This window comes from Maritalea porphyrae, assembly GCF_027213965.1.
In the GTDB taxonomy this organism is placed as follows: Bacteria; Pseudomonadota; Alphaproteobacteria; order Rhizobiales; family Devosiaceae; genus Maritalea; species Maritalea porphyrae_A.
In genome coordinates, this window is sequence record NZ_JAPWGX010000003.1 from 736,953 (window position 1) to 761,627 (window position 24,675).

21 protein-coding genes and 2 tRNA genes are annotated in these 24,675 nt (G+C 49.6%); 8 read left to right on the forward strand and 15 right to left on the reverse strand.

Going from position 1 to position 24,675, the window contains the following annotated elements; translation table 11 throughout:
- Positions 1-37 precede the first annotated feature (37 nt).
- Positions 38-817, forward strand: coding sequence for an exodeoxyribonuclease III (gene xth / locus O4H47_RS12445; RefSeq protein ID WP_269394300.1), 780 nt, complete (start codon positions 38-40; stop codon positions 815-817).
- A gap of 9 nt (positions 818-826) precedes the next feature.
- On the opposite strand, the gene O4H47_RS12450 is transcribed toward xth, so the two are convergent.
- From O4H47_RS12450 to O4H47_RS12475, 6 genes are all read right to left on the reverse strand, one after another.
- Positions 827-1,612: a tetratricopeptide repeat protein gene (locus tag O4H47_RS12450; RefSeq protein WP_269394301.1), complete on the reverse strand. Its 786-nt coding sequence runs from the start codon at positions 1,610-1,612 to the stop codon at positions 827-829.
- Entirely contained in the window at positions 1,599-3,323 is a 1,725-nt protein-coding gene (gene ilvD, locus O4H47_RS12455) for a dihydroxy-acid dehydratase (RefSeq protein WP_269394302.1), read from the reverse strand. Before ilvD ends, O4H47_RS12450 begins: the two co-directional genes overlap by 14 nt.
- 290 nt (positions 3,324-3,613) lie before the next feature.
- Positions 3,614-6,271, reverse strand: coding sequence for a valine--tRNA ligase (locus O4H47_RS12460; protein WP_269394303.1), 2,658 nt, complete (start codon positions 6,269-6,271; stop codon positions 3,614-3,616).
- 120 nt (positions 6,272-6,391) lie between these two features.
- Positions 6,392-7,291, reverse strand: coding sequence for a DUF2497 domain-containing protein (locus O4H47_RS12465; protein ID WP_269394304.1), 900 nt, complete (start codon positions 7,289-7,291; stop codon positions 6,392-6,394).
- Between the two features lie 138 nt (positions 7,292-7,429).
- A complete protein-coding gene (locus O4H47_RS12470) occupies positions 7,430-8,734 on the reverse strand; it encodes a TolC family outer membrane protein (protein WP_269394305.1) in 1,305 nt (434 codons plus the stop codon).
- A 208-nt stretch (positions 8,735-8,942) separates the two neighbouring features.
- Entirely contained in the window at positions 8,943-9,593 is a 651-nt protein-coding gene (locus tag O4H47_RS12475) for a protein-L-isoaspartate O-methyltransferase family protein (protein ID WP_269394306.1), read from the reverse strand.
- 180 nt (positions 9,594-9,773) lie between these two features.
- On the opposite strand from O4H47_RS12475, the gene O4H47_RS12480 reads away from it, so the two are divergent.
- The 4 genes from O4H47_RS12480 to O4H47_RS12495 all read left to right on the forward strand — a co-directional run bounded on the left by O4H47_RS12480 (position 9,774) and on the right by O4H47_RS12495 (position 11,672).
- Positions 9,774-9,847: transfer RNA gene (locus O4H47_RS12480), tRNA-Cys, on the forward strand.
- A 210-nt stretch (positions 9,848-10,057) separates the two neighbouring features.
- Positions 10,058-10,783 (forward strand): alpha/beta fold hydrolase, encoded by a 726-nt coding sequence (locus O4H47_RS12485; RefSeq protein ID WP_269394307.1) that lies wholly within the window; start codon positions 10,058-10,060, stop codon positions 10,781-10,783.
- A 95-nt stretch (positions 10,784-10,878) separates the two neighbouring features.
- Positions 10,879-11,487 (forward strand): molybdenum cofactor guanylyltransferase, encoded by a 609-nt coding sequence (gene mobA, locus O4H47_RS12490; RefSeq protein WP_269394308.1) that lies wholly within the window; start codon positions 10,879-10,881, stop codon positions 11,485-11,487.
- A 109-nt stretch (positions 11,488-11,596) separates the two neighbouring features.
- Positions 11,597-11,672: transfer RNA gene (locus O4H47_RS12495), tRNA-Asn, on the forward strand.
- Positions 11,673-11,697: 25 nt separating this feature from the next.
- Here O4H47_RS12495 and O4H47_RS12500 read toward each other — a convergent pair.
- The 7 genes from O4H47_RS12500 to O4H47_RS12530 all read right to left on the reverse strand — a co-directional run bounded on the left by O4H47_RS12500 (position 11,698) and on the right by O4H47_RS12530 (position 19,173).
- The gene (locus tag O4H47_RS12500; RefSeq protein ID WP_269394309.1) at positions 11,698-12,399 is read right to left on the reverse strand and encodes an SDR family NAD(P)-dependent oxidoreductase; all 702 of its coding nucleotides are present in this window, start codon (positions 12,397-12,399) and stop codon (positions 11,698-11,700) included.
- Positions 12,400-12,467: 68 nt separating this feature from the next.
- Positions 12,468-13,280: an ABC transporter permease subunit gene (locus O4H47_RS12505; protein ID WP_269394310.1), complete on the reverse strand. Its 813-nt coding sequence runs from the start codon at positions 13,278-13,280 to the stop codon at positions 12,468-12,470.
- 8 nt (positions 13,281-13,288) lie between these two features.
- Positions 13,289-14,236, reverse strand: coding sequence for an ABC transporter permease subunit (locus tag O4H47_RS12510; RefSeq protein ID WP_269394311.1), 948 nt, complete (start codon positions 14,234-14,236; stop codon positions 13,289-13,291).
- Positions 14,233-15,375, reverse strand: a complete 1,143-nt coding sequence (locus O4H47_RS12515; protein ID WP_269394312.1) for an ABC transporter ATP-binding protein — start codon at positions 15,373-15,375, stop codon at positions 14,233-14,235. The genes O4H47_RS12510 and O4H47_RS12515 overlap by 4 nt, the downstream gene beginning before the upstream one ends.
- 62 nt (positions 15,376-15,437) lie before the next feature.
- The gene (locus O4H47_RS12520) at positions 15,438-16,523 is read right to left on the reverse strand and encodes a polyamine ABC transporter substrate-binding protein (RefSeq protein WP_269394313.1); all 1,086 of its coding nucleotides are present in this window, start codon (positions 16,521-16,523) and stop codon (positions 15,438-15,440) included.
- 26 nt (positions 16,524-16,549) lie between these two features.
- Positions 16,550-17,857 (reverse strand): NAD(P)/FAD-dependent oxidoreductase, encoded by a 1,308-nt coding sequence (locus O4H47_RS12525; protein WP_269394314.1) that lies wholly within the window; start codon positions 17,855-17,857, stop codon positions 16,550-16,552.
- Positions 17,857-19,173 (reverse strand): glutamine synthetase family protein, encoded by a 1,317-nt coding sequence (locus tag O4H47_RS12530; protein ID WP_269394315.1) that lies wholly within the window; start codon positions 19,171-19,173, stop codon positions 17,857-17,859. Before O4H47_RS12530 ends, O4H47_RS12525 begins: the two co-directional genes overlap by 1 nt.
- Positions 19,174-19,306: 133 nt before the next feature.
- Here O4H47_RS12530 and O4H47_RS12535 point away from each other — a divergent pair, with 133 nt between their 5' ends.
- A complete protein-coding gene (locus O4H47_RS12535; protein ID WP_269394316.1) occupies positions 19,307-20,026 on the forward strand; it encodes a GntR family transcriptional regulator in 720 nt (239 codons plus the stop codon).
- Here the strand turns inward: O4H47_RS12535 and O4H47_RS12540 are convergent.
- Both O4H47_RS12540 and speB read right to left on the reverse strand, forming a co-directional pair.
- Positions 20,023-21,450 carry an aldehyde dehydrogenase family protein gene (locus tag O4H47_RS12540; protein ID WP_269394395.1) on the reverse strand — a complete coding sequence of 476 codons (1,428 nt, stop codon included), beginning with the start codon at positions 21,448-21,450 and terminating at the stop codon, positions 20,023-20,025. The two genes, O4H47_RS12535 and O4H47_RS12540, sit on opposite strands and share 4 nt — an antisense overlap.
- Positions 21,451-21,511: 61 nt before the next feature.
- Positions 21,512-22,459: an agmatinase gene (speB, locus tag O4H47_RS12545; protein ID WP_269394317.1), complete on the reverse strand. Its 948-nt coding sequence runs from the start codon at positions 22,457-22,459 to the stop codon at positions 21,512-21,514.
- 93 nt (positions 22,460-22,552) lie between these two features.
- Between speB and O4H47_RS12550 the strand changes: the two genes are divergently transcribed.
- Both O4H47_RS12550 and O4H47_RS12555 read left to right on the forward strand, forming a co-directional pair.
- Complete coding sequence (locus tag O4H47_RS12550) at positions 22,553-23,239, forward strand: GntR family transcriptional regulator (RefSeq protein ID WP_269394318.1); 687 nt, start codon at positions 22,553-22,555, stop codon at positions 23,237-23,239.
- Positions 23,240-23,292: 53 nt separating this feature from the next.
- On the forward strand, positions 23,293-24,660 hold the full coding sequence (locus tag O4H47_RS12555; RefSeq protein ID WP_269394319.1) for a glutamine synthetase family protein: 1,368 nt from the start codon (positions 23,293-23,295) through the stop codon (positions 24,658-24,660).
- Positions 24,661-24,675 lie beyond the last annotated feature (15 nt).

Sequence of the window (24,675 nt, forward strand, 5' to 3'; positions counted from 1 at the left end):
TTAGAGCACTGATTCAAATGGAAGCGATCCAAAGAAAATGCAAATAGCAACTTGGAATATAAACGGAATTAAAGCGCGCCTGCCGGAGGTCGAGTACTGGTTGAAAGCGCATAAACCTGACCTTGTTTGCTTGCAGGAAATCAAGAGCATCGACGAGAACTTCCCACGTCAGGTGTTTGAAGACCTCGGCTATAACGTTGAGACGCACGGACAAAAAAGCTTTAATGGCGTCGCTTTGCTTTCGCTTCACCCGTTCGAGGAAGTCAATCGCGGCTTGCCGGGTGATGAAACAGACGAACAAGCACGGTTTATAGAAGGTGTAATCGCACGCCCTGCAGGCCCGGTGCGCATTGCGGGCATTTATTTGCCAAATGGTAATCCCGTTGATACCGAGAAATTTCCATATAAACTATCGTGGATGGACCGATTAAACGCTTGGACAAAAGCTCGTTTATTGCTTGAAGAACCTCTAATAGTCACCGGAGATTACAACATTATCCCGGATCGGCTGGATACGCACGATCATGATGCTTGGTGGGGCGATGCGCTTTATCGTCCAGAAAGCCTTGAGCGGTTTAGAACGCTCCAAGCTATGGGCATGACGGACGCATTGCGTGCTGTAAACAACGAGCAAGCCTTTACGTTTTGGGATTTTCAAGCAGGCGCTTGGCGCCGAAACAATGGAATTCGCATTGATCACTTGATGTGCTCGCCACAAGCCGCAGACAAACTTGAGAGCGTAGAAATTCATAAAGATATGCGAGGGCGAGAAAAGCCTTCAGATCACGTGCCAGTTGTTGGCAAGTTCGATTTCTAGTCGAAACAACTAACCACCAAACCGGCCGCCAAGCGAATCTGCGGCCTTTATGGCTTGTTGACGCTGATCTGGCGATGCAACAGAAAGCGCGCGTTCGTGCAGTTCAGCTATCCAATGCTCATCATCCGTGCCGCCAGCATGACGTTCGGCCAAGGTAAGCCACATCAGGCCTTCCACGGGGTCTGCATCAATGCCTTCGCCATTAAACATTAGGTCGCCCAGAGTTGCCTGGGCGGCTGCATGGCCTTTTCGCGAAGCAAGCGACAACCAGCGTGCACTTTGCAGCGGTGAATAGCCAAACTCATTCTCGTCTAGATAAAGCTGTCCCACTTTAAACTGTGCATCTGGATCGCCAAAATAGGAAGCCGCATGTAGCAAAAGCTTGCGGGACAAAGAATTGTCTGCCTGCACACCTGCATCTGGCACGCCTTCGCGATAATACTCGCCAATTTTCAAGAAACTCTGCGCAACAATGTCTGCGCCAACCGATTTTGGTGGTGTGTCCGCGTTTTCATTTGCAAGTTCACGGAAGTAGAGGAAGGCTTTCGTGCGATCTTTCTGCACCCCTTCGCCTTTTTCGTACATCACACCCAATCGCCACAAAGCGATGGGTTGCCCGGCATCGGCGGCTTCTTCCAAAGCCGCCAGCAGGTCTTGGTTGGACACTTCTTCTTCGCCACTACCAAACAGAGATAGAATGTTGGTGTTGTCCTGCGCATTGGCGCTGCACACCGGTGCAAGCGCCAATGAAACCGCAGTCAAACAAGCTAAGAGTCTGATGCTAAATGTCCGCATAGCACTCCTTTTCGCCCTTTGCACCGGGGTGGGTTAACGCACCATAGCGCGCAGAGCCGACACCTTGAGCATATTTCCAAATAACACCAGAACCGAAGTTGGTTTCGCGCGGTTGCCATTTGGATTTGCGGGCTTCAAATTCTTCGTCAGAAAGATCAACATTGATCTCACCAGTATTGGCGTTGATGGTAATCATGTCGCCATTGTTGATCAGGGCAATTGGGCCGCCAACGGCAGCTTCTGGTCCAACGTGACCAATACAGAAGCCACGTGTTGCACCAGAAAAACGACCATCCGTGATCAGAGCGACTTTGTCGCCCATGCCTTGGCCGTAAAGGGCAGCAGTGGTTGCCAACATTTCACGCATGCCAGGACCACCTTTTGGCCCCTCATAACGAATAACAAGCACTTCGCCTTCTTTGTATTCACGCTTGGACACAGCTTTGAAGCACTCTTCCTCACTGTCAAAACAGCGAGCAGGACCTGTGAATTCGAGATCAGACATGCCCGCGACCTTAACGATGGCGCCTTCAGGTGCCAAGTTTCCGCGCAAGCCAACAACGCCACCAGTTTTGGTGATCGGTTTATTGGCGGGCCAAACGACGTCTTGCTTATCGTTCCATGTGATTTTTTCAAGGTTTTCAGCGATTGTGCGCCCCGTTACGGTCATGCAATCACCATGCATAAACCCATTGTCGAGCAATGTTTTCATGAGTTGGGGCACGCCACCGGCTTCAAACATGTCTTTGGCCACATATCGACCACCTGGTTTAAGATCGGCGATATATGGTGTCTTCTTAAAGATCTCGGCCACATCAAACAGATCAAAATCAATGCCTGCTTCGTTTGCAATCGCTGGCAAATGCAGCGCCGCATTTGTGGAACCACCAGAGGCTGCAACGACTGTGGCCGCATTTTCAAGGGCTTTGCGCGTCACGATATCGCGTGGACGAATGTTTTGCTTGATCAACTCCATCACTTGCTCACCTGCCGTGTAGCAGAATTGATCACGAATTTCGTAAGGTGCTGGCGCGCCAGCGGAGTAAGGCAATGCAAGCCCTATCGCTTCTGAAACAGTTGCCATCGTATTAGCTGTAAACTGTGCGCCACATGCACCAGAAGAAGGACAAGCTACGCGTTCAAGCTCTTCCAAATCAGCATCAGAGAAGTCGCCGACAGAGTGCTTACCAACAGCTTCAAACACGTCTTGAACTGTTACAGGGTTGCCTTTGAAATTGCCTGGCAAAATTGAGCCGCCATAAAGGAACACAGACGGCACGTTCAACCGCACCATCGCCATCATCATGCCCGGCAAAGACTTATCGCAACCAGCGAGACCCACAAGTGCGTCATAGCTGTGGCCACGCATGGTCAATTCCACCGAGTCGGTAATCACATCGCGTGAAACCAACGAAGACTTCATGCCTTGGTGGCCCATGGCAATCCCGTCAGTCACAGTGATTGTTGTAAACTCACGTGGTGTGCCATGTGCTGCGGCAACGCCTCTTTTAACAAATTGTGCTTGGTGCGAAAGCGCGATGTTACATGGTGCGGCTTCGTTCCAGCAGGTAGCTACGCCAACGAAAGGCTGGTGAATTTGTCCACTGGTGAGGCCCATTGCGTAATAGTACGAGCGATGCGGTGCCCGAGATGGGCCCTCTGTTACATGTCGACTAGGTAATTTGCTCTTGTCGATGTTATTGTCGTCCACTGGTTATTCCTTCCAAGCATCGTTGTTGCCGTAGCATTAAAATGTTTTTACTTCGGCCACCGTTTGATGCAAGGCACAATTGTGACAAGGCGTACGGTACGGTTCGCAATCCAGTGCGACTAAACAACGTACCATCCGCCCACGGCGTTGTTCTTGACCTGTTATGAATACCCATTGGGTTAAAAAAATGGCGACCACATCGTCAAAATGTGGCCGCCTTTCACATTCGAGTGATTTTTACCGCGGTGTTGCAAATTTATGACATATCCGCTTGGCAAAAGCCAACCATACTAGCCAAGTCGTGCAAGTGCAGCTTCAACACGCTCTTTTTTTGCTTTTGCATCATCACGTCGTTGCTTTTGATCATTCACAACGCTTTCGGGCGCTTTTGATATGAACTGCTCATTCGCCAGTTTGCGATCGACACCATCGATTTCCTTGTCCAACTTCGCAAGGTCTTTGCCCAAACGTTCTTTTTCGGCAGAGATGTCGATGACACCGGCAAGTGGTAAGCAGAATGTTGCTTCATTCAAGACCAATTGTGCCGCTTCATTTGGAACTGCATCAGCAAAGGATACATCCGCAATACGTGCCAAACGTTTGACCATTGGTTCTTGGCTTTGCAACCGCGACTGAGTAGTCGCATCCGAGCCGACCACAACAAGCGGCACTTTTGCGCTTGCAGGCACATTCATTTCTGCGCGGACTGATCGAATTCCCGATATCAAATCGATCAACCAAGTCATTTCGCCTTCAGCAGCGTCATCAACGAGCGCCGACAATTGTGGCCACTCAGATATGATGAGTTGCTTTTTGCGTGCAGGACCTTGTTGGCCGGTCTGCGCCCAAAGCTCTTCGGTGACGAACGGCATGAATGGGTGCAAAAGGGCCAAGATTTGGTCAAGTGCGTAGGCGGCTGTCGCGCGCGTTTCAGCTTTTAGCGCCTCATCTTCGCCGTTAAAGACTGGCTTGGCCAACTCAACGAACCAGTCGCAGAATGTGCCCCAAACAAAATCGTAGGCCGCATTTGCAGACTCGTTAAAACGGAAGGTTTCAATTGACTTTTCAACTTCAGCAACGGCTTTCGCTGTACGGCTCAAGATCCATTTATTAAGGGTTGAATTGACCAAATTGGGATCAAAGCCTTCAACGCGAACGCACTCGTTCATTTCAAGGAAACGGGCGGCGTTCCAGATTTTAGTGACAAAGTTGCGGTAGCCTTCAACGCGCGACAAAGACAAGCGAATGTCCCTGCCCTGTGCGGCCATCGCGGCCAAAGTGAAGCGCGTGGCGTCGGTGCCATATTCGTCAAAAAGCACCAATGGATCAATTACGTTGCCTTTGGTTTTAGACATTTTCTGACCGTTTTCGTCCCGCACAAGTGCGTGAACATAAACGTTCTCAAACGGCTCTTCGTCCATAAAATGAATACCAAACATCATCATTCTGGCCACCCAGAAGAAAATAATGTCAAAGCCGGTAACCAAAGTGTTTGTTTGATAATAGGTCGCTAATTCTTCGGTCTTTTCAGGCCAGCCAAGGGTCGAAAACGGCCAAAGTGCTGAAGAAAACCATGTATCAAGCACGTCTTCATCACGTTTGATTTCTGTCGGCGCCCCGTAGTGCGCATCAGCCGCCGCTTGCGCTTCTGCTTCTGATGAGGCCACAAACACTTCGTCGTCTGGCCCGTACCAAGCTGGAATTTGATGTCCCCACCACAATTGGCGTGAAATACACCAAGGCTGAAGATTTTCCATCCAAGCGTAATAGGTATTTTCCCAGTTTTTCGGAACGAATTTGGTGCGCCCTTCTTTAACTGCGGCAAGCGCAGGCTTTGCAAGGGTTACCGCATCCACGTACCACTGGTCCGTCAAATAGGGTTCGATCACGACCTGCTTTGACTTTTCGTCGTATGGAACGGCAATAACCTTTTCTTCAACTTCAACCAACGCGCCCAGGGCATCAAGATCAGCGACGACCTTTTTGCGCGCTTCAAAACGGTCTAGGCCGCGATAGGCCTCAGGTGCTTCGTCATTGATTTTCGCATCAACGGTGAAAAGGTTGATCTGTTCAAGATTATTGCGCTTGCCAACTTCAAAGTCATTGAAATCATGAGCAGGCGTAATCTTCACGGCACCAGACCCCTGTTCAGGATCAGCGTGCTCATCTGCAACGATCGGAATTTTGCGTCCAGTTAGCGGTAACACTACCATCTTGCCAACAAGGTGCTTGTATCGCTCATCGTCTGGGTGCACGGCAACGCCGGTATCACCCAGCATTGTTTCGGGGCGCGTTGTGGCAACAACAATGGTTTCGTCTGTGCCCTCAATTGGATACCGCAAATGCCACATGTGGCCGTTGGTTTCGATGTTCTCTACTTCAAGATCAGAAATGGCTGTTTGCAAAACCGGATGCCAGTTGACCAATCGCTTATCTTTGTAGATCAGGCCTTCTTTGTGCAGCTGAACAAATACCTTCAGCACCGCTTCGGACATGCCCTCGTCCATTGTGAAGCGTTGGCGCGACCAATCAGCGGATGCGCCAAGGCGCTTTTGTTGCGACACAATTGTGTTGCCGCTTTTTTCTTTCCATTCCCAGACTTTTTCCAAGAACTTCTCACGACCAAGTTCGCGACGTGATGGCAATTGATTTTCCATCAATTGGCGCTCAACAATCATTTGCGTAGCGATGCCTGCATGGTCAGTGCCCGGTTGCCATAGAACATTTTTGCCACGCATCCGCTCAAAGCGGGCCAGCAAGTCTTGAATGGTGAAGGTAAGCGCGTGCCCGACGTGAAGGTCACCGGTGACGTTTGGGGGTGGCATGGCTATTGTATAGCTCTCTGCCCCCTTTTTAGCGCCAGCCCCTGCCGCAAACAGGTTTTCGCTGGTCCAGCCGTCATAAATCCGGTTTTCAACCTCTTGTGGGTTGTAGCTCTTATCAATCATGTCGCACAGCCTTTGTCTGCCATGGGCAAGGACTGCCCACAGCTGAAATACTTTGATTTAGGTGTAAAGCCAAGGCGAGCCGCCCTGTCAACAGGTCAGCCGCTAAAAAGCCAATTTGGATTAGCGATTACCGCGAGAAACACGTTCAATTTCGCGTTGAACCAGTTTTTCAACCACGCCCGGCAAGTTTTCGTCTAGCCAGCCTTTAAGCATTGGACGCAACATTTCTCGGATCAAGTCTTCGACCGTTTGGCCGTTACCGCCAGAAAGGGTTAGTGCATCCAACTGACTGAAGGCGCTAGAAGCGGCGGCTTGGGTCGCGGGCTCTAACAACTCTTCAGAGATTTGCGTTGTTAAAGTGGGATCAGGTAAAGGGCTGGCCGGAATCTCTTCTTCAGGTTCTGGTTCTTGCGCCGGAACTGCATCATCAAGCGAAGCCAAGTCCACATCGGTTGTCAGATCATCTAAATCCATAGCAACCGACTCTTCTTCTGAATCGTCGTCATTGATAAAGGCAATATCGTCTGGAACCACCATTGCCACATCTTCGGAGACATCATCACCAAACTCGGCGACAAATTCTTCCGGCGACGGTGCGGCGCGCACAAGATCATCAGCGGGAGCACTTTTTGGTTCCGCCTTAGGTGGATTTAGCATTTGATCAGCACTCAGCGCCAAGGGAGCCTCGTCGCCATCATCGTCAGGCAAGTCAGGCATACCGGCCTTGGTGTTTGGTGGGTTAAGCATTTGCTCGGCACCAAGGGCAAGAGGCACTTCTTCATCCTCTTCGGGAGGCGAAACGCTTTTTGCTGGCGCTGGCGGAGCGGCTTTAGCTGCTTGTTTCGGCTCCTCCACCATTGCAGTCAGGCTCTCGGGCTCGTCGTCGGCCGTGATTTCGGTTGCCAACATTTCTGGTGCCGCCGCCGGCTCATCGGCGGGCGGTTCATCATCTGCAATGATCTGCCTAATAGAAGACAGTATTTCGTCCATCGATGGGTCTTTAGACGCAGGTTGATTCATCTTGGCCTCACAATCGTGCGAAGCAACAAGCACATCAAATACACGACGCGATTCGCACTATTAAAGCTTATTGTGCGAGATATTAACTTGTTAGTCTAGTCGACGTGCAAAAACAGCGTTTTCCACCAATTAGTTGAGTTATTCGCGCAATTCGCCCCAGATGTCTTCTACACGCGCCCGGTAGCCATCAGCTGACTGAATTGTTACGGGCAAGTGCAATGAAGCTGCGTCTAGTTTGCCAGCAGCAGAGACGAGTGAAAATGCAGCAACCACTTTGTTTCGTTGAGCAGTGTACAAAGATTCATTGGCACTGGTGAGTTCAGCTCTGGCGTTTAGAACATCAAGAGTTGTGCGCTGACCAACGTTGCGCTCTTCAATCACACCATCAAGTGCGATTTGACTTGAACGAACTGCAGCATTTGCAGATTCAATCAATGCAATCGACGACTGCAATCCCGACCAAGCAGAAATAACGGCCTCTTCGACCTGATTAACTGTTGCTCTTGCGTCTACCTCAGCATTGATATGCGATAGATTTGCTTTTCGTGCTGATGCGCCCAATGCACCGCCTTGATAGATGGGAATCGCCAAGGTCAAACGAATGGACCCAGAAGTGCCCTGTGAAGAACCGCCGCCGCAGTCGATCGCGCAGATTGAGCCAATAAGATCAAGAGTAGGACCGAAAGCCCGCATAGCAGCATCTGTACCAAATTTTGCGGCTTCTACCTGCGCCATCGCCGTTTGAATCGCCGGGTGGTTGGCTTTTGCAGAACGCAAAGCTTCATCAAGAGAGCGTGGCAAAACATTGCCAAATTTGAAGTTTGAGTTCAAACCAGATGGCTTAGAGCCCATCCAACGCACATAACTCGCTTGCGACGTGCGCAAGGAATTAACTGCTGACTTGTAGGCGGCAACAGATTGGGCAAGACGTGCCTCAGCTTGAGCGACGTCAATTTTTGTGCCCTCACCAATATTCAATCGGTTGCGCGCAGAAGAGACTTGGGCACGCAAGAATTTTACGTTGTCAGCTCGCAAGCTAGCAAGATTTGTGTCTCGTACCACGTCCATATAGGCCGTTGCGGCAGACAAAAGAACGTTTTGTTCGGTATTGCGCAAGCTGTGTGTCGTCGCGTTCGCATAGGCACGCGCCTGATCAATCTGAGCTGCGGTTTTAAAACCATCGAACAAGCGCTGGTTGTACTGCAAATTCAATGTTGTGTTGGTATTGGCTGTGGTACTGCCACCAACGCTTGCCCAACTGTATTGAGTTGTGCCCGAAAGGTTTACTTGAGGCCGTTGCCCCGCTTTGCGCAACACGATGTCCTCAGAAGCTAGCTTGACGCTAATAAGTGCTGCGGCCATTGCCGGATTGTTTGTGTAAGCTTTTGCCAGCGCGTTGGTTAGGCTTTCAGCACGCGCAAAACCGGAAAAGGTGACCGACACTAGTGCCGCCGCTAAAATAGACTGCTTCAATAACACAACAAATACCCCGAACTGTTCCAAGCGCCCATAATATGCACCGAATTACACAAGAATGAAAATTAACTTTTCATTAATAATTTTATTTACTCTGCCATGTAGCTTCGACGCAACACCACCTACCCCAAGTTGGGCGGGTTATGGACATAATCAAGTCCCTACAGTAAATTTTCTATAAACTGAACTCAGCGACGCTTGAAAACGCGGCCAATTGAGGCACCGTTGCATTAAATGCTTCGCGTCGCGCGATATCGGAGCCGCTCTTGGTGTAGACCACGGCGCTAAGCACTCCGTTTGCAGGCTCCACGCAGACGATACGGCCTCCATCAGCCAATTGTTCTTTGAGTTCGAGAGTTGGGCTCTCTATCGCACCTTCAATGAAAATCACATCAAATGGCGCTTCTTTGCTGCAACCAGTTCGCAAATCAGCGTTTAGTACCGCGACATTTCCGATTTCAAGATCAGCCAAGATTTCGGTTGCCTCATCGACCAAACCAGCCTGATCATCTATTGCCACAACAGATCCGGCTAGTCCTGCAATGATGGCAGCGGCGTAGCCAGTGCCACATGCCACATCCAATACGATGTCCGTCTTTTTGAAATCTGCCAATTGGATCAATTGTGCAAGTCGCATGGGCGATATCATCTTACGTTGGTCAGACAGTGTGAGGTGCTGATCCAAATATGCAAGTTGTCGTTGCCCTGCAGGAACAAAATTTTCTCTTGGTACGTCGCTCATGATTCTAATGATGTCAAAATCCGTAACCGCATTCGGACGAATTTGACTATCAACCATTGCCGTGCGTGCGCGTTCAAAGTCCATTTTAGATTCCTTTTGGCATTGCGTCTTGATGAACTCAATATCGCCGTATCTACTGATATGCAAGCGATGGGAAATCAATTTATTGGGGATTTGTGCCAAAGCCGCGCAACTTTAAAAGCGAAGTGCTCAACAATCTCTTGAAACCAGTTTGCGTTTGGTATAGCAACGCTGTCGTTATGAGGCCACGTGGCGGAGTGGTGACGCAGCGGATTGCAAATCCGTGTACCCCGGTTCGATTCCGGGCGTGGCCTCCAACAATTCCCACTTTTTTGCATCAATTGTGACGGCGCAATTCTCCTGTGCTTTACAACGATCTATCGACCAATTGCTGTTGGTTTGATGCGCTTTTCCGTGCCCAATACTTTACATTTATCAAGTTTTTGACTTAAGGTCCTGAGACGCGGCAATTATTGTGCCGCGGCGCATTTAAGTACTTTTTTGGTTTTTTTTGGGGGGGGCGGCAAGTGAAACAGCACTTCGTATTTTTGCCTGGGACACTTTTGGATGCAGACCAGTTTGCGCCACAGTTTAGAAAGCTATCGCCAGAACACGCCGTGAGTGTGTTCGAATATGGAACAACGACGCGCAAAATTGCGCGCGACAGCATAATTGAAACTTGGGCCAAAGATACACTGAAATATATCGCCAACATCGGGCGCCCCGTAACCCTGTGCGGTCACTCTTTCGGTGGCATAATTGCTCAAATTGTGGCCGCCCGGCGACCTGATCTTGTTGCTCGTTTGGTTTTGGTCGAAACCAACTATTGCTCTGGCGATGGCTTGCTCGATACGCTGTCCTTGCAGTTGGCTAAAGTCATATTGCGTTCGACGCCGTGGGAACGGCTGCGCAAGCACATTCTGGATCTACACGGAAAGCACTCAATCGAATCGAATTTGTATTTGGATTCTGTTTTACCTCCGACTGCAGAACCCGTTTTGGCGCGCGATATAATGCTCGCGGCGCTTGATTGGAACGGCAAAAAACAGCTGCCGAAAATACCCGTGCAGACCGACGTTGTTGTGGGCGAGTTTTTCGATAGAACGGCCAAACAAGCTGAACAGTTTGCAGAACTCATACCAAACGCAACGCTGCACAAAATCAATGGCTCGGGTCACTTGGTCAATCTTGATGCGCATGAGACGTTCAATTCGATCCTGCTTGATTCCGCTCGCGTCGAATTAGTAGCTTAAAAACAGCTTCGGGGCGCTTAAAGGTTGCACTGGTGCCCTTCGCGAAAATAACCTAAGAAATGGCAACTATCATATAGGGTTTCTAAGGTTCAGCCATGGCGATATTCGGCGTAATGCTTGCAGGTGGTGGTGGCGTGCGATTGGGCGGCGTCGACAAAGCCCAGCTAAAGCTGGGAAATACAAACCTCGCCACCCTCGTCTACAATCAGATTTTTCCGCAATCTGATTTCTTGAGCATTACTTTTGCACCAGATAGTGAGCGTTCGTCACTGCCTGAAAATGTTGCGCGATTAACCGACAAATTTGATCCACAGATTGGCCCGCTGGGCGGTATCTACGCTGGTTTTGAATGGGCAAAGAGTTTGGGCGCAACAGATCAGAACGACTATTTGCTGATTGTTCCGATTGATAGCCCGCTTTTCCCGAGCGATTTTGTTCAACAGGCCGTGCCCCTCATGCAAATCAGTGATGTGGTGGTGGCCCGGTATGGTGATCAGGAATACCCCACTTGCAGTTTGTGGCGCTGCGGAGCTGCATCAAGAATTGGAGCAACAAGGTCGGGCGCGCGAAACAACTCGGTTCGAGGATATTTGGATAAACTGGAAGTTGGTTACATTGATTTTTTGTCGTCACACCCTGAAGATCCATTCAAGAACGTCAACAAAATTAGCGACTTAATTAAACTAAGTGCCCGAACCACCTAATTTGGTCGATACAAACAAAAAAGTTTGAAAAAATGGCAAAAAAGGTCTTGGCAAGCCCGTTCAAAACAGTTAAACCCCGTCTCACCTGATCATCAGGAATGTTTGGTGATCCTCAGTAGCTCAGTTGGTAGAGCAATCGGCTGTTAACCGATTTGTCGCAAGTTCGAGTCTTGCCTGAGGAGCCAAAAACAACTCTCTGAAATTGCTGACTTAACTTTGCACTCGGCTGCCGTCATAGGCGAACTGATATCCGCTGTCATTTGGTACCAATCCATCAATGACGCTCAGCAGTTTCTTCGCGGCTATAAGTGGCGTGAATTTTTCGCTTGGCGTGTTGTAGTTTTCAGATAGTCGCGTAGCCACTGTGCCGGGGTGCAGCGCGACACAAATGTGCTGTTTCTGTTTCCGTTGTATTTCGATTGATGCGGTACGTACAATTTGATTCTTAGCTGCTTTTGCGGCCCTATAACTCACCCAACCACCAAGTTTATTGTCTTCAATTGAACCAACTCTAGCGCCGAGCGTTGCAAAGACCGATCGTTCGCCCGGGCGCATCAATGGCGCGAAGTGTTTAATGATTAGCGCTGTTCCAATGGCGTTGATCGCAAAATGCGCGGCCATGTTTGCAGGATCAATTTCGGCAAAGGCGCGCTCGGGTCTTTTGCCGTCGATTTCAAGTGCACCAGTGGCGTCTATTATCAGGTCAAACAACGCCCCTTCGTTTTGAAAGTGGTTGCTCGTTTCAATAATTGAGGACTCTGTCCTCAGATCGAAGCCTTCGAAATTCGCACGATCCAAACGTGCCACATATTGGCAATTGCCGTGTGCTTCCAATTGTTCAAGGAATGCTCCACCAATTCCACCGGTTGCCCCTATGACCAACGCATTAAAACTCTGACCCAAACTTTGCATGGCGCTCCTCTTTTCTATAGAGATTTACGCACCGCTTGTGTTCTTAGATCACCGTTTAAGTTTCACGCTCACTCCACAGGCTTCGTTCTTGGCGATTTGAGCAGTTGCCAGGCGGCAAGTCCCACGCCAAGTGCGACCACACCAATCATTAAGCTGGCCAACGCATTGATTTCAGGGCTAACGCCCAAGCGGACTTTGGAAAAAATCACCATCGGCAAGGTCGATGCCCCCGGACCCGACACAAAGCTGGCGATCACCAAATCGTCCAACGACAAGGTGAAAGACAAAAGCCAGCCAGACATCAATGCCGGGGCGATGGTGGGCAGGGTGATATCAAAGAAAACGCGCACGGGCTTGGCACCAAGGTCCCTCGCCGCTTCTTCAATCGACTCGTCAATATCGCTCAACCTTGATTGCACAACAACGGCTACATAGGCCAAGCAAAACGTCGTATGGGCGATAACAATTGTCGTAAATCCGCGTCCTGCCGGCCATCCAAACATTGATTCCATTGCAACAAATAGAAGCAACAGAGACAAACCGGTAATCACCTCTGGCATCACCAAGGGCGCGGCTGTCATCCCGCTGAGCATTGGCTTGAACCAGAACCGTCCCAGCCGTGTCAGCACAAATGCCGCAAGTGTGCCAAGCACCAGTGCCAAGGACGCACTGATAAAGGCAATGCGAAGGCTGATCCAGGCGGCGCCCAATATTTGGGGGTCCTGCAACAGCTCACCATACCAGTGTGTTGAAAAGCCCCCCCAAACCGTTACCAGTTTTGATTTGTTGAAACTAAACACCACAAGAACAATGATGGGGATGTAAAGAAACGCAAATCCCAAGAACGTTGCGATGGGTAAGAACCTGAATCTCTTTGTCATAACAACTCCTACAGCGTTTCTGATCGGTTTTGGCCGTCTTGAGCTTTTTGCAAAAGCATAATCGGCAACACCAACACCAACAGCATGATGATGGCGACAGCTGAGGCGGTCGGCCAATCGCGATTCCGGAAAAACTCATCCCAGAGCACACGCCCGATCATATTTGTGTCAGGCCCACCGAGCAGAGCGGGAATTACAAACTCACCAACGACGGGAATGAAAACAAGCATACAGCCTGCCAACATCCCCGGGAGAGACAATGGCAATGTCACTGTTAAGAAAGTGGTGAACGGCCGCGCACCGAGGTCGCTTGAGGCCTCAAGCAATGACCCATCCAGTTTAACCAGGTTGGCGTATAGCGGCAGAATCATGAAGGGCAAATAGGTGTAGACAATGCCGATATAGACAGCAAAATCTGTTTGCATCATTACCAATGGTTCATTGATGATGCCAATGCTCATCAAAAGATTGTTGATGTATCCATTGCCCTTCAGGATGCCTATCCATGCATAGACACGAAGCAAAAAAGACGTCCAAAATGGCATAATTACCAACATCAACAAGATGTTGCGCCACCGTCCACTTGATCGCGCAATGAAATATGCCATCGGGTATCCAACCAACAGCGCAAAAATGGTTGAAAAGAATGCGATGCGCAACGAAGACCCATAGGCCGCGAGGTACAAACCATCTTCAACCAAATACTGATAGCTAAGAAAGCTGAAATTCAGCGCAAAACCTGATTCAGTGCCTTGAACGAGTTTGGAATATGGGGGGCGCGCAATCATCGCCTCGGCGAAGGAGATTTTTAGAACAACGATGAACGGAATCAGAAAGAATACGAGCAACCAAAGCGTTGGGACTGCAATCACCAGTCCTTTTCCACTCAAGCCAAATCGGGCAAGAAACCTAGCAGTCCACTGAAACGGTTTTGAGTTGACGATCGATTCTGTCATGATTGGAGCACCACCCCAGCCGTTTCGTCCCAGGTTAGATAGACTTCTTCATCCCAAGAAATTGCTTCATCATCTCTGCGAACACGATTGGATTGTGTTGCTTTCACAACCTTTCCACTATCAAGCTTGATGCGGAACACACTCAGATTGCCCATGTAGGCAACGTCTTCCACCATGCCTTTAAGGATGTTGGAATCGCCGTCAGGTCGTTTTCGATTCAAAATGAGTTTCTCAGGGCGAATGGCAAACCAGAGTTTTTGATCAGGTGAACAACTAACGCCGTGCCCCACATAAATCTCTGTACCTGCCTCTTGAGACTCTATGCGCACAAAGTCTTTATCGTCTTCCTTCACGCGCCCTTCAAACATATTCACTGAGCCGATGAAATCGGCAACAAATCTCGTGTTTGGGTATTCGTAAATCTCGGGAGGTTCGCCCACCTGGACGATTTCACCATAGTTCATGACGCCAATGCGAGTGGCAAGCGTCATCGCCTCTTCTTGATCGTGGGTAACCACCATAAAAGTGATGCCCAAGCTTTCTTGTATTTTGATTAGTTCAAACTGCGTTTCTTCACGCAATTTTTTGTCGAGCGCGCCCAAGGGTTCATCAAGTAACAGCAGTTTGGGCCGTTTAATCAACGAACGTGCCAGCGCCACCCTTTGGCGTTGCCCACCAGAAAGTTGATCGGGCTTGCGCTTGCCAAAATTGCTCATTTGAACCAAGCCAAGCATGTCAGCAACCTGGTCAGCTATTTCGGACTTAGCCACGCCGTCGCGTTTCAACCCATAAGCGATGTTCTGCTCCACACTCATATGTGGGAACAACGCATAAGATTGAAACATCATGTTTGTTGGCCGTTCGTGCGAGGGAATTCCGGCCATATCTTGGCCGTCGATTTCAATTGTGCCTGAAGTTGGGGTTTCAAACCCTGCCAGCATTCGAAGCAGCGTCGATTTTCCACTACCAGAACCACCCAATAGGCAAAATAATTCGCTGCGAAATACATCAAGGCTGACGTCATCAACGGCGATGAAATCGCCAAATTTCTTAGTTAGCTTTTTGATACGGATAAATGGCTTTTCACCAGGCCGTCGCCAAGGTTTTTCATCAGCTGCAAGTTGTGTCTGCGCGGACATGGTTCCTCCCAAAACTTATCCATAAAACGGAGAGGCGGAAACCGCCTCTCCAATATTCGCTATTATTGACCAGTTTTGATCTTAGTCCAAAGACCCGTGATCATGCGGTCGGTTTTTTGACCGTAAACTGTTGAGCTCCAGAGCTTTTTCTTTACATCAGCAGTTGGGAAAATAGCAGGATCGCCAGTGATATCTGGGTCCACCAACGGCACAGAAGCCGCATTTCCGTTCGCATACCAAACATAATTCGTAATATCAGCGGTAATTTGCGCATCCATCACAAAGTTGATGAATTTGTGCGCCGCATCTGGATTTGGCGCATCCACTGGAATTGCCATCATATCAAACCACTGCAATGCACCCTCTTTTGGAATTACATATGCAATTTCAACGCCGTTATCCGCTTCAGCTGCACGTGCTTGTGCCTGAAAAATATCACCGGACCAACCTACAGAGACGCAGATATCGCCGTTCGCGAGATCTGAAATATACTGCGAAGAGTGGAAGTAGCGAATGTTTGGCCGAATGCTAAGAAGCAGCTCGGTTCCTTTTTCAAAGTCAGCTGCGTCGGTCGATTTAGGATCGAGCCCAAGGTAGTTCATAGCAGCCGGCAACAGCTCGGTTGGGGCATCGAGCATGCTGATGCCGCAAGCTGCAAGTTTTGACGAATACTCGGGATTGAATAGCAATTCCCAGCTATTAGTTGGCGCGTCGTCACCCAAAAGCTCTTGCACTTTGCCGACATTGAACCCAATACCGGTGGTTCCCCACATATAAATAACTGAGTGCTCGTTGCCAGGGTCGTAGCCCGCAGCACCGGCCATTAAGTCAGGGTCCATGTTCTTCAGGTTTGGCAGTTTGCTGAAATCGAGTTTTTGATAAACGCCCGCCATGATCTGCCGCTGCAAAAAGTCAGATGTGGGGACCACCACATCATAGCCCGCGCTACCCGCCAGCATTTTGGCTTCCAACACTTCGTTACTGTCATATACGTCATAATTGACTTCGATACCGGTCGCTTCTGTAAACTTTGCGATTGTATCTTCGGCAATGTAATCCGACCAGTTGTAGACGTTTAGCGTTTCCGCCTGTGCCCCAACTGTTGTTGCCAGTGCCATTAGTGGCACCAATACATATTTGTTCTTCATCCGACTTCTCCCTTTATCAGAACTGTTTATATTCCAAGTTTGTCTTTTAGTGCGTAGTACCAAGATCCCATTGTCGAATATGGCACCCGAAGGAGCCTCCCTCCCGGAAATGGAATCCAAGGTACGCTTGAAAAAACGTCAAATCGAGACATATCGCCATCGATTGCTTCTGCCAGAATCCGGCCAAACAAGTGAGAGCCGGTGACGCCATGGCCCGAGTATCCATGCGCAAAATAGGTATTATTGTCCAAACGCCCTAACTGCGGAACGCGGCTAAACGAAAGCGCAAAGTTTCCGCTCCAAGCGTAGTCGATTTTGGTATTTGCCAATTGCGGAAATAGCTTGAGCATATTCGGGCGAAGTTTTCCCACAATGTCCGCTGGATCTGTGCCGCCATAGACCGTACCGCCGCCGAACAACAAGCGCTTATCTGCAGACAATCTATAATAATCTAGAATGTAGCGCACGTCTTCGACGCAGGTGTCGGTTGGCAATATACCATTTGCGATGTCATCTGATAGCGGCTCTGTCGCCATAATTTGTGTTGAAACGGGCATGACTCGCGATTTTAGTTTGCGTGATGCATCGCCCAGGTAAGCGTTTCCGCAAAAGACGATGGTCTTACATCGAATTTGGCCCTGATCAGTTAAAACAAGTTGGTCTGCGTCCGCTTTTTGCGTCGATATGACTCGTGACATTTCAAAGATTTTGCCGCCGAGTTTTTCAATGGCCGCCGCTTCGCCAAGTGCTAGGTTGAGCGGGTGCATATGGCCGCCCGAATGGTCGACCAAGCCACCAACATAAGCATCCGTTTTGACGTATGTCGCAATCTGCGCCTTATCTAGCATCTCATGGTCGTTCATGCCGTGCTTAGACCATAGCGCTTTTTTGGCTTCCAATTCACGCATTTGCTTTTGAGTAAACGCCGCAAAAACGTTCTTTTCTTTCAGGTCACACTTGATGTCGTAGGTTGAAATCCGTTCGCGAATGATCTTGCCGCCTTCGGTGACCAGACCTCCGACAAAACCTGCAAACTCGTCACCATAGCGTTTCTGGATGGTGTCTAGACTTGCATTGAGCCCGTTGACGATTTGCCCGCCATTGCGGCCAGAAGCGCCCCATCCAACTTTTGCCCCTTCGACCACCGCTACTTTATATCCGCGCTCAAGCAAATGAAGCGCCGTAGATAGGCCGGAATAACCTGCGCCGACAACGCAAATGTCCGTCTGAAACTCTCCCACCAAAGCAGGGCGGTTTGGCGCCGGATTGGCTGATGCAGCATAGTAGGAATTGACGTGCTCTTGTTCACTTGAACTCGTGTTTGCGAGGCTCATCAAACGGTCTCCAAATAACTGGCGAACTCTCGGTCCGTCACTTGCCGAAAAATTTGGTTTAATTCTTGCTGCTTGCAGGAACTTAGGTTTTCGATCATTTGCTCGCTGAATATGGTGGGCAAGATTTTGCCGCCACAAAACGCGTCTATTGCGGCTTGCCAATTGGTTGGAATGAAGTTTTCAGATTTCTCATATGCGTTCCCAACAACTGGGCTTGGCGCCGACAATTTGCTCTTTATGCCATGCAAAGCGCCGCCGAGCACTGCAGCCAGGACCAAATATGGGTTGGTATCGCCGCCAGCGACGCGATGCTCTATCCGTCGCGCTTGATGCGGACCGCCGGGAATACGGATTGCTGCAGTTCTGTTCTCATATCCCCACGATATCCCGGTTGGTGCGTGCGTATTTTCAGCAAAGCGACGGTAGGAATTGTAATGTGGCGCGAAAATCAGCGTAGATTCTTCCATTGTTGAAAGCAGTCCGGCAATGGCAGACCTCATGACGTCGCTACCATCTTCAGTGCCATCGTCGAAAACATTGTTCCCGTCTCGATCCAAAACCGAGAAGTGCATGTGAAAGCCGTTGCCCGCGCGGTTTATGTATGGCTTAGCCATAAATGTCGCTGCCATGCCGTGTTTTTGAGCAATACCTTTGACCGCGCGCTTGAAATAAAGGGCATCATCGGCCGCTTTCAGGGCATCATCTTGGTGGTTCAGGTTCACTTCAAACTGCCCTGCACCACCCTCAGAGATAACAGCATCCGCTGGGATATCCTGTAGCATGCAGGAATCGTACAAAGCGTCCAGAAACTTAGAATTATCCGCAATAGCATCCAGCGAAAGCACATCATTCTGGGAAAAATCAAGTTCGCGCGAGTTTGGCGGCGTTGGCCGATGACCGGAGTTATCAACCAGGTAGAATTCCAATTCAGTCGCGACGACTGGTGTTAGCCCCATCTGTTCGTATTTGCTCAACACGTCGGCCAAGGCATTTCGTGGGTCACCAAGATATGGGACACCCTCTGCATCGTGCATGGTTACTGGGATCAAAGCTGTTGGCCGATCGCTCCAATCTAATGGAACGGCACCGCGACTGGTTGCTAAACAGATACCATCTTGATCACCGCTAGCCATAACAAGTGGACTATCTTCAATATCGTTCCCCCAAATATCAACAGAACACGACGAAGTGGGCATGCGAATGCCTTCTTTTAGCACTTTTTCCATTGAGGAAGCGGCAAGGCGTTTGCCCCGCAACAATCCATTGATGTCGCAAACGCCGACGATCAGATTCACATATTCGTTAGGTCGACTCAATTCAAACTCCCTGCCACATCACGAAAATTTTCAAACATCTTGGCTATTTCGAAAAATGTGATATCATTTTTATAAAAAGTATCACTAAGAGAAAAATTGTCAATCATTTAGAGAGGTGATATTGCCCTCCAGCATGACAAAAATCGACGAAAAACCAACAGATCGCAATTCCCTTTTTCTGCACGCCAACAATCGGGAAAAAGGGGTAACTACTCAGGAGCATATTTACGCCCAATTACGCGATGCGATCATGCTTGGCCGGTTTCGTCCAGGCATGTCTGTGACCATTCGCGGATTGGCCGAACTATTGAAAACCAGCCCCACCCCGGTGCGCGAAGCCCTGCGCCGCCTATCATCTGAAAATGGGCTCGAACTCTTGCCGAACAGAAGAATTGTTGTGCCGCGCATGACGGCAGAACGATTGGAAGAACTCATCGAAACACGTGTCGAGCTGGAGCGGTTTTCCGCCGTGCGTGCCCTGCCCTTTATCAACGACCGCCTCATTGACGAATTAGAAGTCATTGACGCAAGAATTGACAAAGCGGTTTTGGCAGGTGATCGCGACAAACAGATAAGAGATAACCAACTATTCCACCGTACGATTTATTGCGCCAACCCAGACAATATCCGCATGCCCATGGTTGAAAGCGTTTGGTTGCAGCTCGGCCCATTTTTGCGCATCGCTTTGCGCGAAATGGGCGATTTTTACAAGATTGACCGCCACAAAGAAGCGATAGCGGCGTTGCGCGCCCGCGATCCCAAACTACTTCGTGCAGCCATAGAGGCTGACGTGCGGGACGGCGTTGGCCAACTTGGACACGACGCCGTCGCCACTATTCTGAGCGAAGGCTAAGCGGGGACCGAGACCGCTTTGATTTCCAAGAAATCTTCGAGCCCATAATGGCCGCCTTCGCGCCCTGTGCCAGACATTTTGTAGCCACCAAATGGTGTGCCGTAGCCAATATCTGAATTGTTAATATGGACCATACCTGCACGAAGTTTGCGGGCAATCCGCATCGCCTTTTCGGGGTCATTGGTCTGCACGGCAGCGGCCAATCCGTATTCAGTGTCATTGGCAATGGCAATTGCTTCTTCTTCGGTGTCAAAAGGGATCAATGCCACAACGGGTCCAAACACCTCTTCGCGGGCGATGCGCATATTGTTGTTTACATTGCCAAAAACGGTAGGCTTCACATAAAAACCGCTTTTCACATTTTCTGGACGCCCAGTTCCGCCGGCCAACAAAGTGGCGCCCTCATCAATACCGGCCTGAATAAGCGCTTGCACACGGTCAAATTGCAATTGGCTCACAAGCGGTCCGATGTGGTACCCCTCCTCGTTGGGGTCTCCAACTTTCTGCCCGTTTGCCGCATCCGCTGCCACTTTCATGGCCTCGTTATAGATCGACCGCTCCACAAGTATGCGCGTTCTAGCGTTGCAACTTTGACCGGAGTTTGAAAAAACACGACGTGTTTCGCGCTTCACAACATCTAGCGCACCTTCTTCGTCAAAGATGATATTCGGCGACTTGCCGCCAAGCTCCAGGGTTACTTTTTTGACGTTCTCCGCAGCGTCTTTTGAGACGGCGATCCCTGCTCTCGTTGAACCAGTGAATGACATCATGGCCACATCAGGATGTTGGGAAAGTGCGGCACCTACATTTAGACCATCACCATTTACAAGGTTGAAAACGCCCGCAGGAACGCCAGCTTCATCCAAAATCTCAGCATACAAGATTGCGTTCAGTGGTGTGATTTCACTTGGCTTCAAAACAACAGTGCACCCTGTTGCTATGGCTGGAAGCACTTTCAACGCGATTTGATTGATTGGCCAGTTCCACGGCGTTATCAAACCACAAACGCCGATTGGCTCTTTAAAAATCAAATCGCCATTTGGCTCTTTGGTCTCAAATTCAAATCGTTCAAGCGCGTCGATAAAGCCTTCAAGGTGGCCAACCCCAACGCCTGCTTGCGGACCATGGGCCAGCTTGTGCGGCGCGCCCAATTCCAGTTTGATTGCTTCTGCGACTTCGCCTTGGCGTTTTTTGTAGACCTCAAGAATTTGTTTGAGCAGGGCAAGACGCTCTTCTTTTGATGTCTGTGAGAATGTATCAAATGCTTTTTTTGCAGCCGCAACGGCTTTATCTACGTCAGCTTTCGAACCAAGCGAGATTGTTGCAACCTGTTTCTCGGTTGCCGGGTTGATCACATTGAAATCGTTGGGCACGGTTGGTGCCACCCATTTGCCATCGATGTAGAATTCGCGTTTTTCAATCATAGTCATTTGGTTCGTTCCTCGAACAAAGTTCCGCAATCGCAGCTAATTTGGGGCATTATCGTTACACCGATTTTTGGGCCAAAAGACAAAGCCAATCATGTGCGATGGTTGCTGCTGCAATGGCAGTAATTTCAGAATGGTCATAGGCGGGCGATACTTCCACCACATCCAGACCTATTAGGTTGAGACTACCTAGGCCACGTAGAATTTCAAGGGCTTGCCAAGAGGCCAAACCGCCAACTACTGGCGTGCCGGTGCCGGGAGCAAATGCTGGGTCCAAACAATCAATGTCAAAGCTAATGTATGCAGGTTGGTCGCTGGCGCGTTCTAAGATGCGCTCAATCGTTTTATCAACCCCGTTTCGATGAACCCAAGGTGAAGTCAGAATCTCAAAGCCCATCGTTTGGTCGTTGTGGGTCCGAATGCCCACTTGGATCGAATGGTTTGCGTCGATCACCCCTTCGGCAACGCCGCGCGTGAACATTGTGCCGTGATCTAGGTGCTCTGGCACCGCGTCCCATGTGTCACTATGTGCATCAAATTGGATGAGCGCAACGGGACCATATTTTTCCGCGTGCGCTTTGAGAAGTGGATAGGTGACGAAATGATCGCCACCAAAAGTGAGCATTTTGGCGTCTTGAGAAATGATACTACGCGCATGGTTTTGAATGGTTTCAGGCACACTTGCTTGATTTTGCGGGGTCAGAAAACAATCGCCGAAATCGATCACAGACAGATTCTCAAAGGGATCAAAGCCGAACGGAAACGCCTTTAGCTCTGCCAATTGAACCGAGGCGGCGCGAATGGCCTGCGGCCCCATGCGGCAACCAGAACGATGGCTAACGGAGCCATCATAAGGGACGCCCGACACAACCACATCAGCGCCAGAAATATCTTTGCTGTATTTTCGACGCAAGAAGCTCAGCACTCCCGCATAGGTCATTTCTGGCTGCCTGCCATTTAGGCTGGCTGACTGGATTGCCTGATCGCCATTAAACTCATTAGACATGAAAATCGCCTCCACGATATAATTTGATCAAATATTGCTTTTTGATCAAATGTCAACCATATTGCGAAAATCGAAATCAGATCTGAGCGAATTATGGACCTGCCACAACAAGACCTCGAAGACGTGAACCTGCCGACCCACGAACGATTGTATCGTGATTTGAGAGAGCGGTTGCTATTTGGGAAGTTCCGGCCGGGCATGTCTGTAACTTTGCAGGGCATCGCTGATGATCACGAGGTCAGCCTTACGCCGGTGCGCGAGGCAATCCGCAGACTTGTGGCAGAGGGCGCGTTAGAAATGCATGGCAACCGCCGCATTTCGGTACCCGAGATGGATGACGATCGCATTGAAGAACTATTGGCGGTGCGTTTGATGCTTGAACCAGAAATTGCTGTACGTGCAATCGACAACGTCGATGTGATGCTTTTGCGGGCAATTGACGACCAAATGGACAAGGCGATTCTTGAGGGCAGTGTCGATAACTACCTTAAGTGCAATTTTGCTTTTCATTTCGCCCTTTATAGAGCCTCAAATGCGAGCATTATGATCTCGATGGCAGAAAGCCTTTGGCTGCAAATGGCACCGTACATGCGCGTGGTTTGCGGGCGCGTTGGCACCAGCAACCTTGACGACCAACACAAACGTGCCATCGCGGCCATCGAAGCGAAAGATATTGGCGCACTGCGTGCTTCGATCATGGAGGATATTTCCTCCGGCGCGGCCTTTGTACGCACTACGCCTCAACCCGAAGTCGAAACAAATTCGATTGACAAATCATAATTTGATCAAATTATATGCGACATCCATATTCAAATGGATAGCAAGGAAAACTCATGGCACAAATACCAAGTTGGATGGACTTAATCCCCGAACATGCCACTGAATGGCTCGATGGCCGACGTGTGGAAGAAGTTGAATGTATCGTGCCCGATCTGGTGGGTATTTCGCGCGGTAAAACGATGCCTGCGAAGAAATTCTCCGAAACCGGCAACTCTTTTTTGCCCACTTCAATATTCTACCAAACGGTAACTGGTGCATATGCGGATATGGACATTAAAGACCAGTGGACTGAAACTGATATGGTTTTGCGGCCCGATCTGAGTACCGCATGCGCAGCACCTTGGACTGACGACATTATTTTGCAGGTTGTTCATGACTTAGAAACAACCGACGGGGAACCAATTACAATTGCGCCGCGCAACGTCCTCAAGCGTGTTTTGTCGTTCTATGAGGCAGAGGGCTGGCGCCCTGTTGTGGCCCCAGAGATGGAATTCTATCTCACACGTCCCAATACTGACCCAAATGAGCCGATTGAGCCGCCAATTGGACGCTCAGGGCGCAAAGGAATTGGCCGACAAGCTTACTCAATGGTCGCTGTTGACGAATATGGCGCGGTGATTGACGATATTTATGACTTTGCTGAAGCGCAAGGATTGGAAATCGGCGCAATCATCCAAGAAGGTGGCGCTGGGCAAATTGAAATCAACTTGCAGCACGGCGACCCGTTGAAACTGGCCGATGAAGTATTTTACTTTAAACGCACCATTCGTGAAGCAGCACTACGCAACAATTGTTTTGCGACCTTTATGGCGAAACCAATGCGTGATGAGCCGGGCAGCGCCATGCATATCCACCAAAGCGTTGTGGATGCAAAAACGGGCAAGAACATCTTTTCGAATAAAGATGGGACCGAGAGCGAGTATTTTTGGAGTTTCCTTGGGGGACAACAAGCACACCTGGATTCAGCCGTGCCGATTTTCGCACCTTACGTAAACTCATATCGTCGCTTTAAAGCAGACGATTCCTCACCTGCTAACATCGAATGGGCAAAAGACAATCGCACAACCGGCCTGCGTATTCCGATTTCAAACACCGAATCTCGACGTGTTGAAAACCGAATCGTTGGCATGGATTGCAACCCATATTTAGCGCTTGCGGCAAGCCTTGCTTGTGGTTTCTTGGGCATGAAAGCGGGCACTCAGCCGCGCGAACAACGTACCGGAGATGCCTATAAGGACGGTGTGACGCTGCCACAATCTATTAACGAGGCCCTGCCCCGATTTGAAGAAAACCAAGCGCTGCGCGACATGTTGGGTGAAGACTTTTGCAAAGTCTATGAAGGCATCAAATTCCAAGAGATCGAAGAACTCTTGAACGAGATTTCCCCTTGGGAACGCGAGCACTTGTTGCTCAACGTTTAATAGATTGGAAGACCC

Bases quoted from the DNA above. Each gene is read 5' to 3' on its own strand.
- xth (WP_269394300.1), top strand. From the start codon at position 38: ATGCAAATAGCAACTTGGAATATAAACGGAATTAAAGCGCGCCTGCCG.
- O4H47_RS12450 (WP_269394301.1), bottom strand. From the start codon at position 1,612: ATGCGGACATTTAGCATCAGACTCTTAGCTTGTTTGACTGCGGTTTCA.
- O4H47_RS12460 (WP_269394303.1), bottom strand. From the start codon at position 6,271: ATGATTGATAAGAGCTACAACCCACAAGAGGTTGAAAACCGGATTTAT.
- O4H47_RS12465 (WP_269394304.1), bottom strand. From the start codon at position 7,291: ATGAATCAACCTGCGTCTAAAGACCCATCGATGGACGAAATACTGTCT.
- O4H47_RS12475 (WP_269394306.1), bottom strand. From the start codon at position 9,593: ATGGACTTTGAACGCGCACGCACGGCAATGGTTGATAGTCAAATTCGT.
- mobA (WP_269394308.1), top strand. From the start codon at position 10,879: ATGGCGATATTCGGCGTAATGCTTGCAGGTGGTGGTGGCGTGCGATTG.
- O4H47_RS12500 (WP_269394309.1), bottom strand. From the start codon at position 12,399: ATGCAAAGTTTGGGTCAGAGTTTTAATGCGTTGGTCATAGGGGCAACC.
- O4H47_RS12505 (WP_269394310.1), bottom strand. From the start codon at position 13,280: ATGACAAAGAGATTCAGGTTCTTACCCATCGCAACGTTCTTGGGATTT.
- O4H47_RS12510 (WP_269394311.1), bottom strand. From the start codon at position 14,236: ATGACAGAATCGATCGTCAACTCAAAACCGTTTCAGTGGACTGCTAGG.
- O4H47_RS12515 (WP_269394312.1), bottom strand. From the start codon at position 15,375: ATGTCCGCGCAGACACAACTTGCAGCTGATGAAAAACCTTGGCGACGG.
- O4H47_RS12520 (WP_269394313.1), bottom strand. From the start codon at position 16,523: ATGAAGAACAAATATGTATTGGTGCCACTAATGGCACTGGCAACAACA.
- O4H47_RS12525 (WP_269394314.1), bottom strand. From the start codon at position 17,857: ATGAGCCTCGCAAACACGAGTTCAAGTGAACAAGAGCACGTCAATTCC.
- O4H47_RS12535 (WP_269394316.1), top strand. From the start codon at position 19,307: ATGACAAAAATCGACGAAAAACCAACAGATCGCAATTCCCTTTTTCTG.
- O4H47_RS12540 (WP_269394395.1), bottom strand. From the start codon at position 21,450: ATGATTGAAAAACGCGAATTCTACATCGATGGCAAATGGGTGGCACCA.
- speB (WP_269394317.1), bottom strand. From the start codon at position 22,459: ATGTCTAATGAGTTTAATGGCGATCAGGCAATCCAGTCAGCCAGCCTA.
- O4H47_RS12550 (WP_269394318.1), top strand. From the start codon at position 22,553: ATGGACCTGCCACAACAAGACCTCGAAGACGTGAACCTGCCGACCCAC.
- O4H47_RS12555 (WP_269394319.1), top strand. From the start codon at position 23,293: ATGGCACAAATACCAAGTTGGATGGACTTAATCCCCGAACATGCCACT.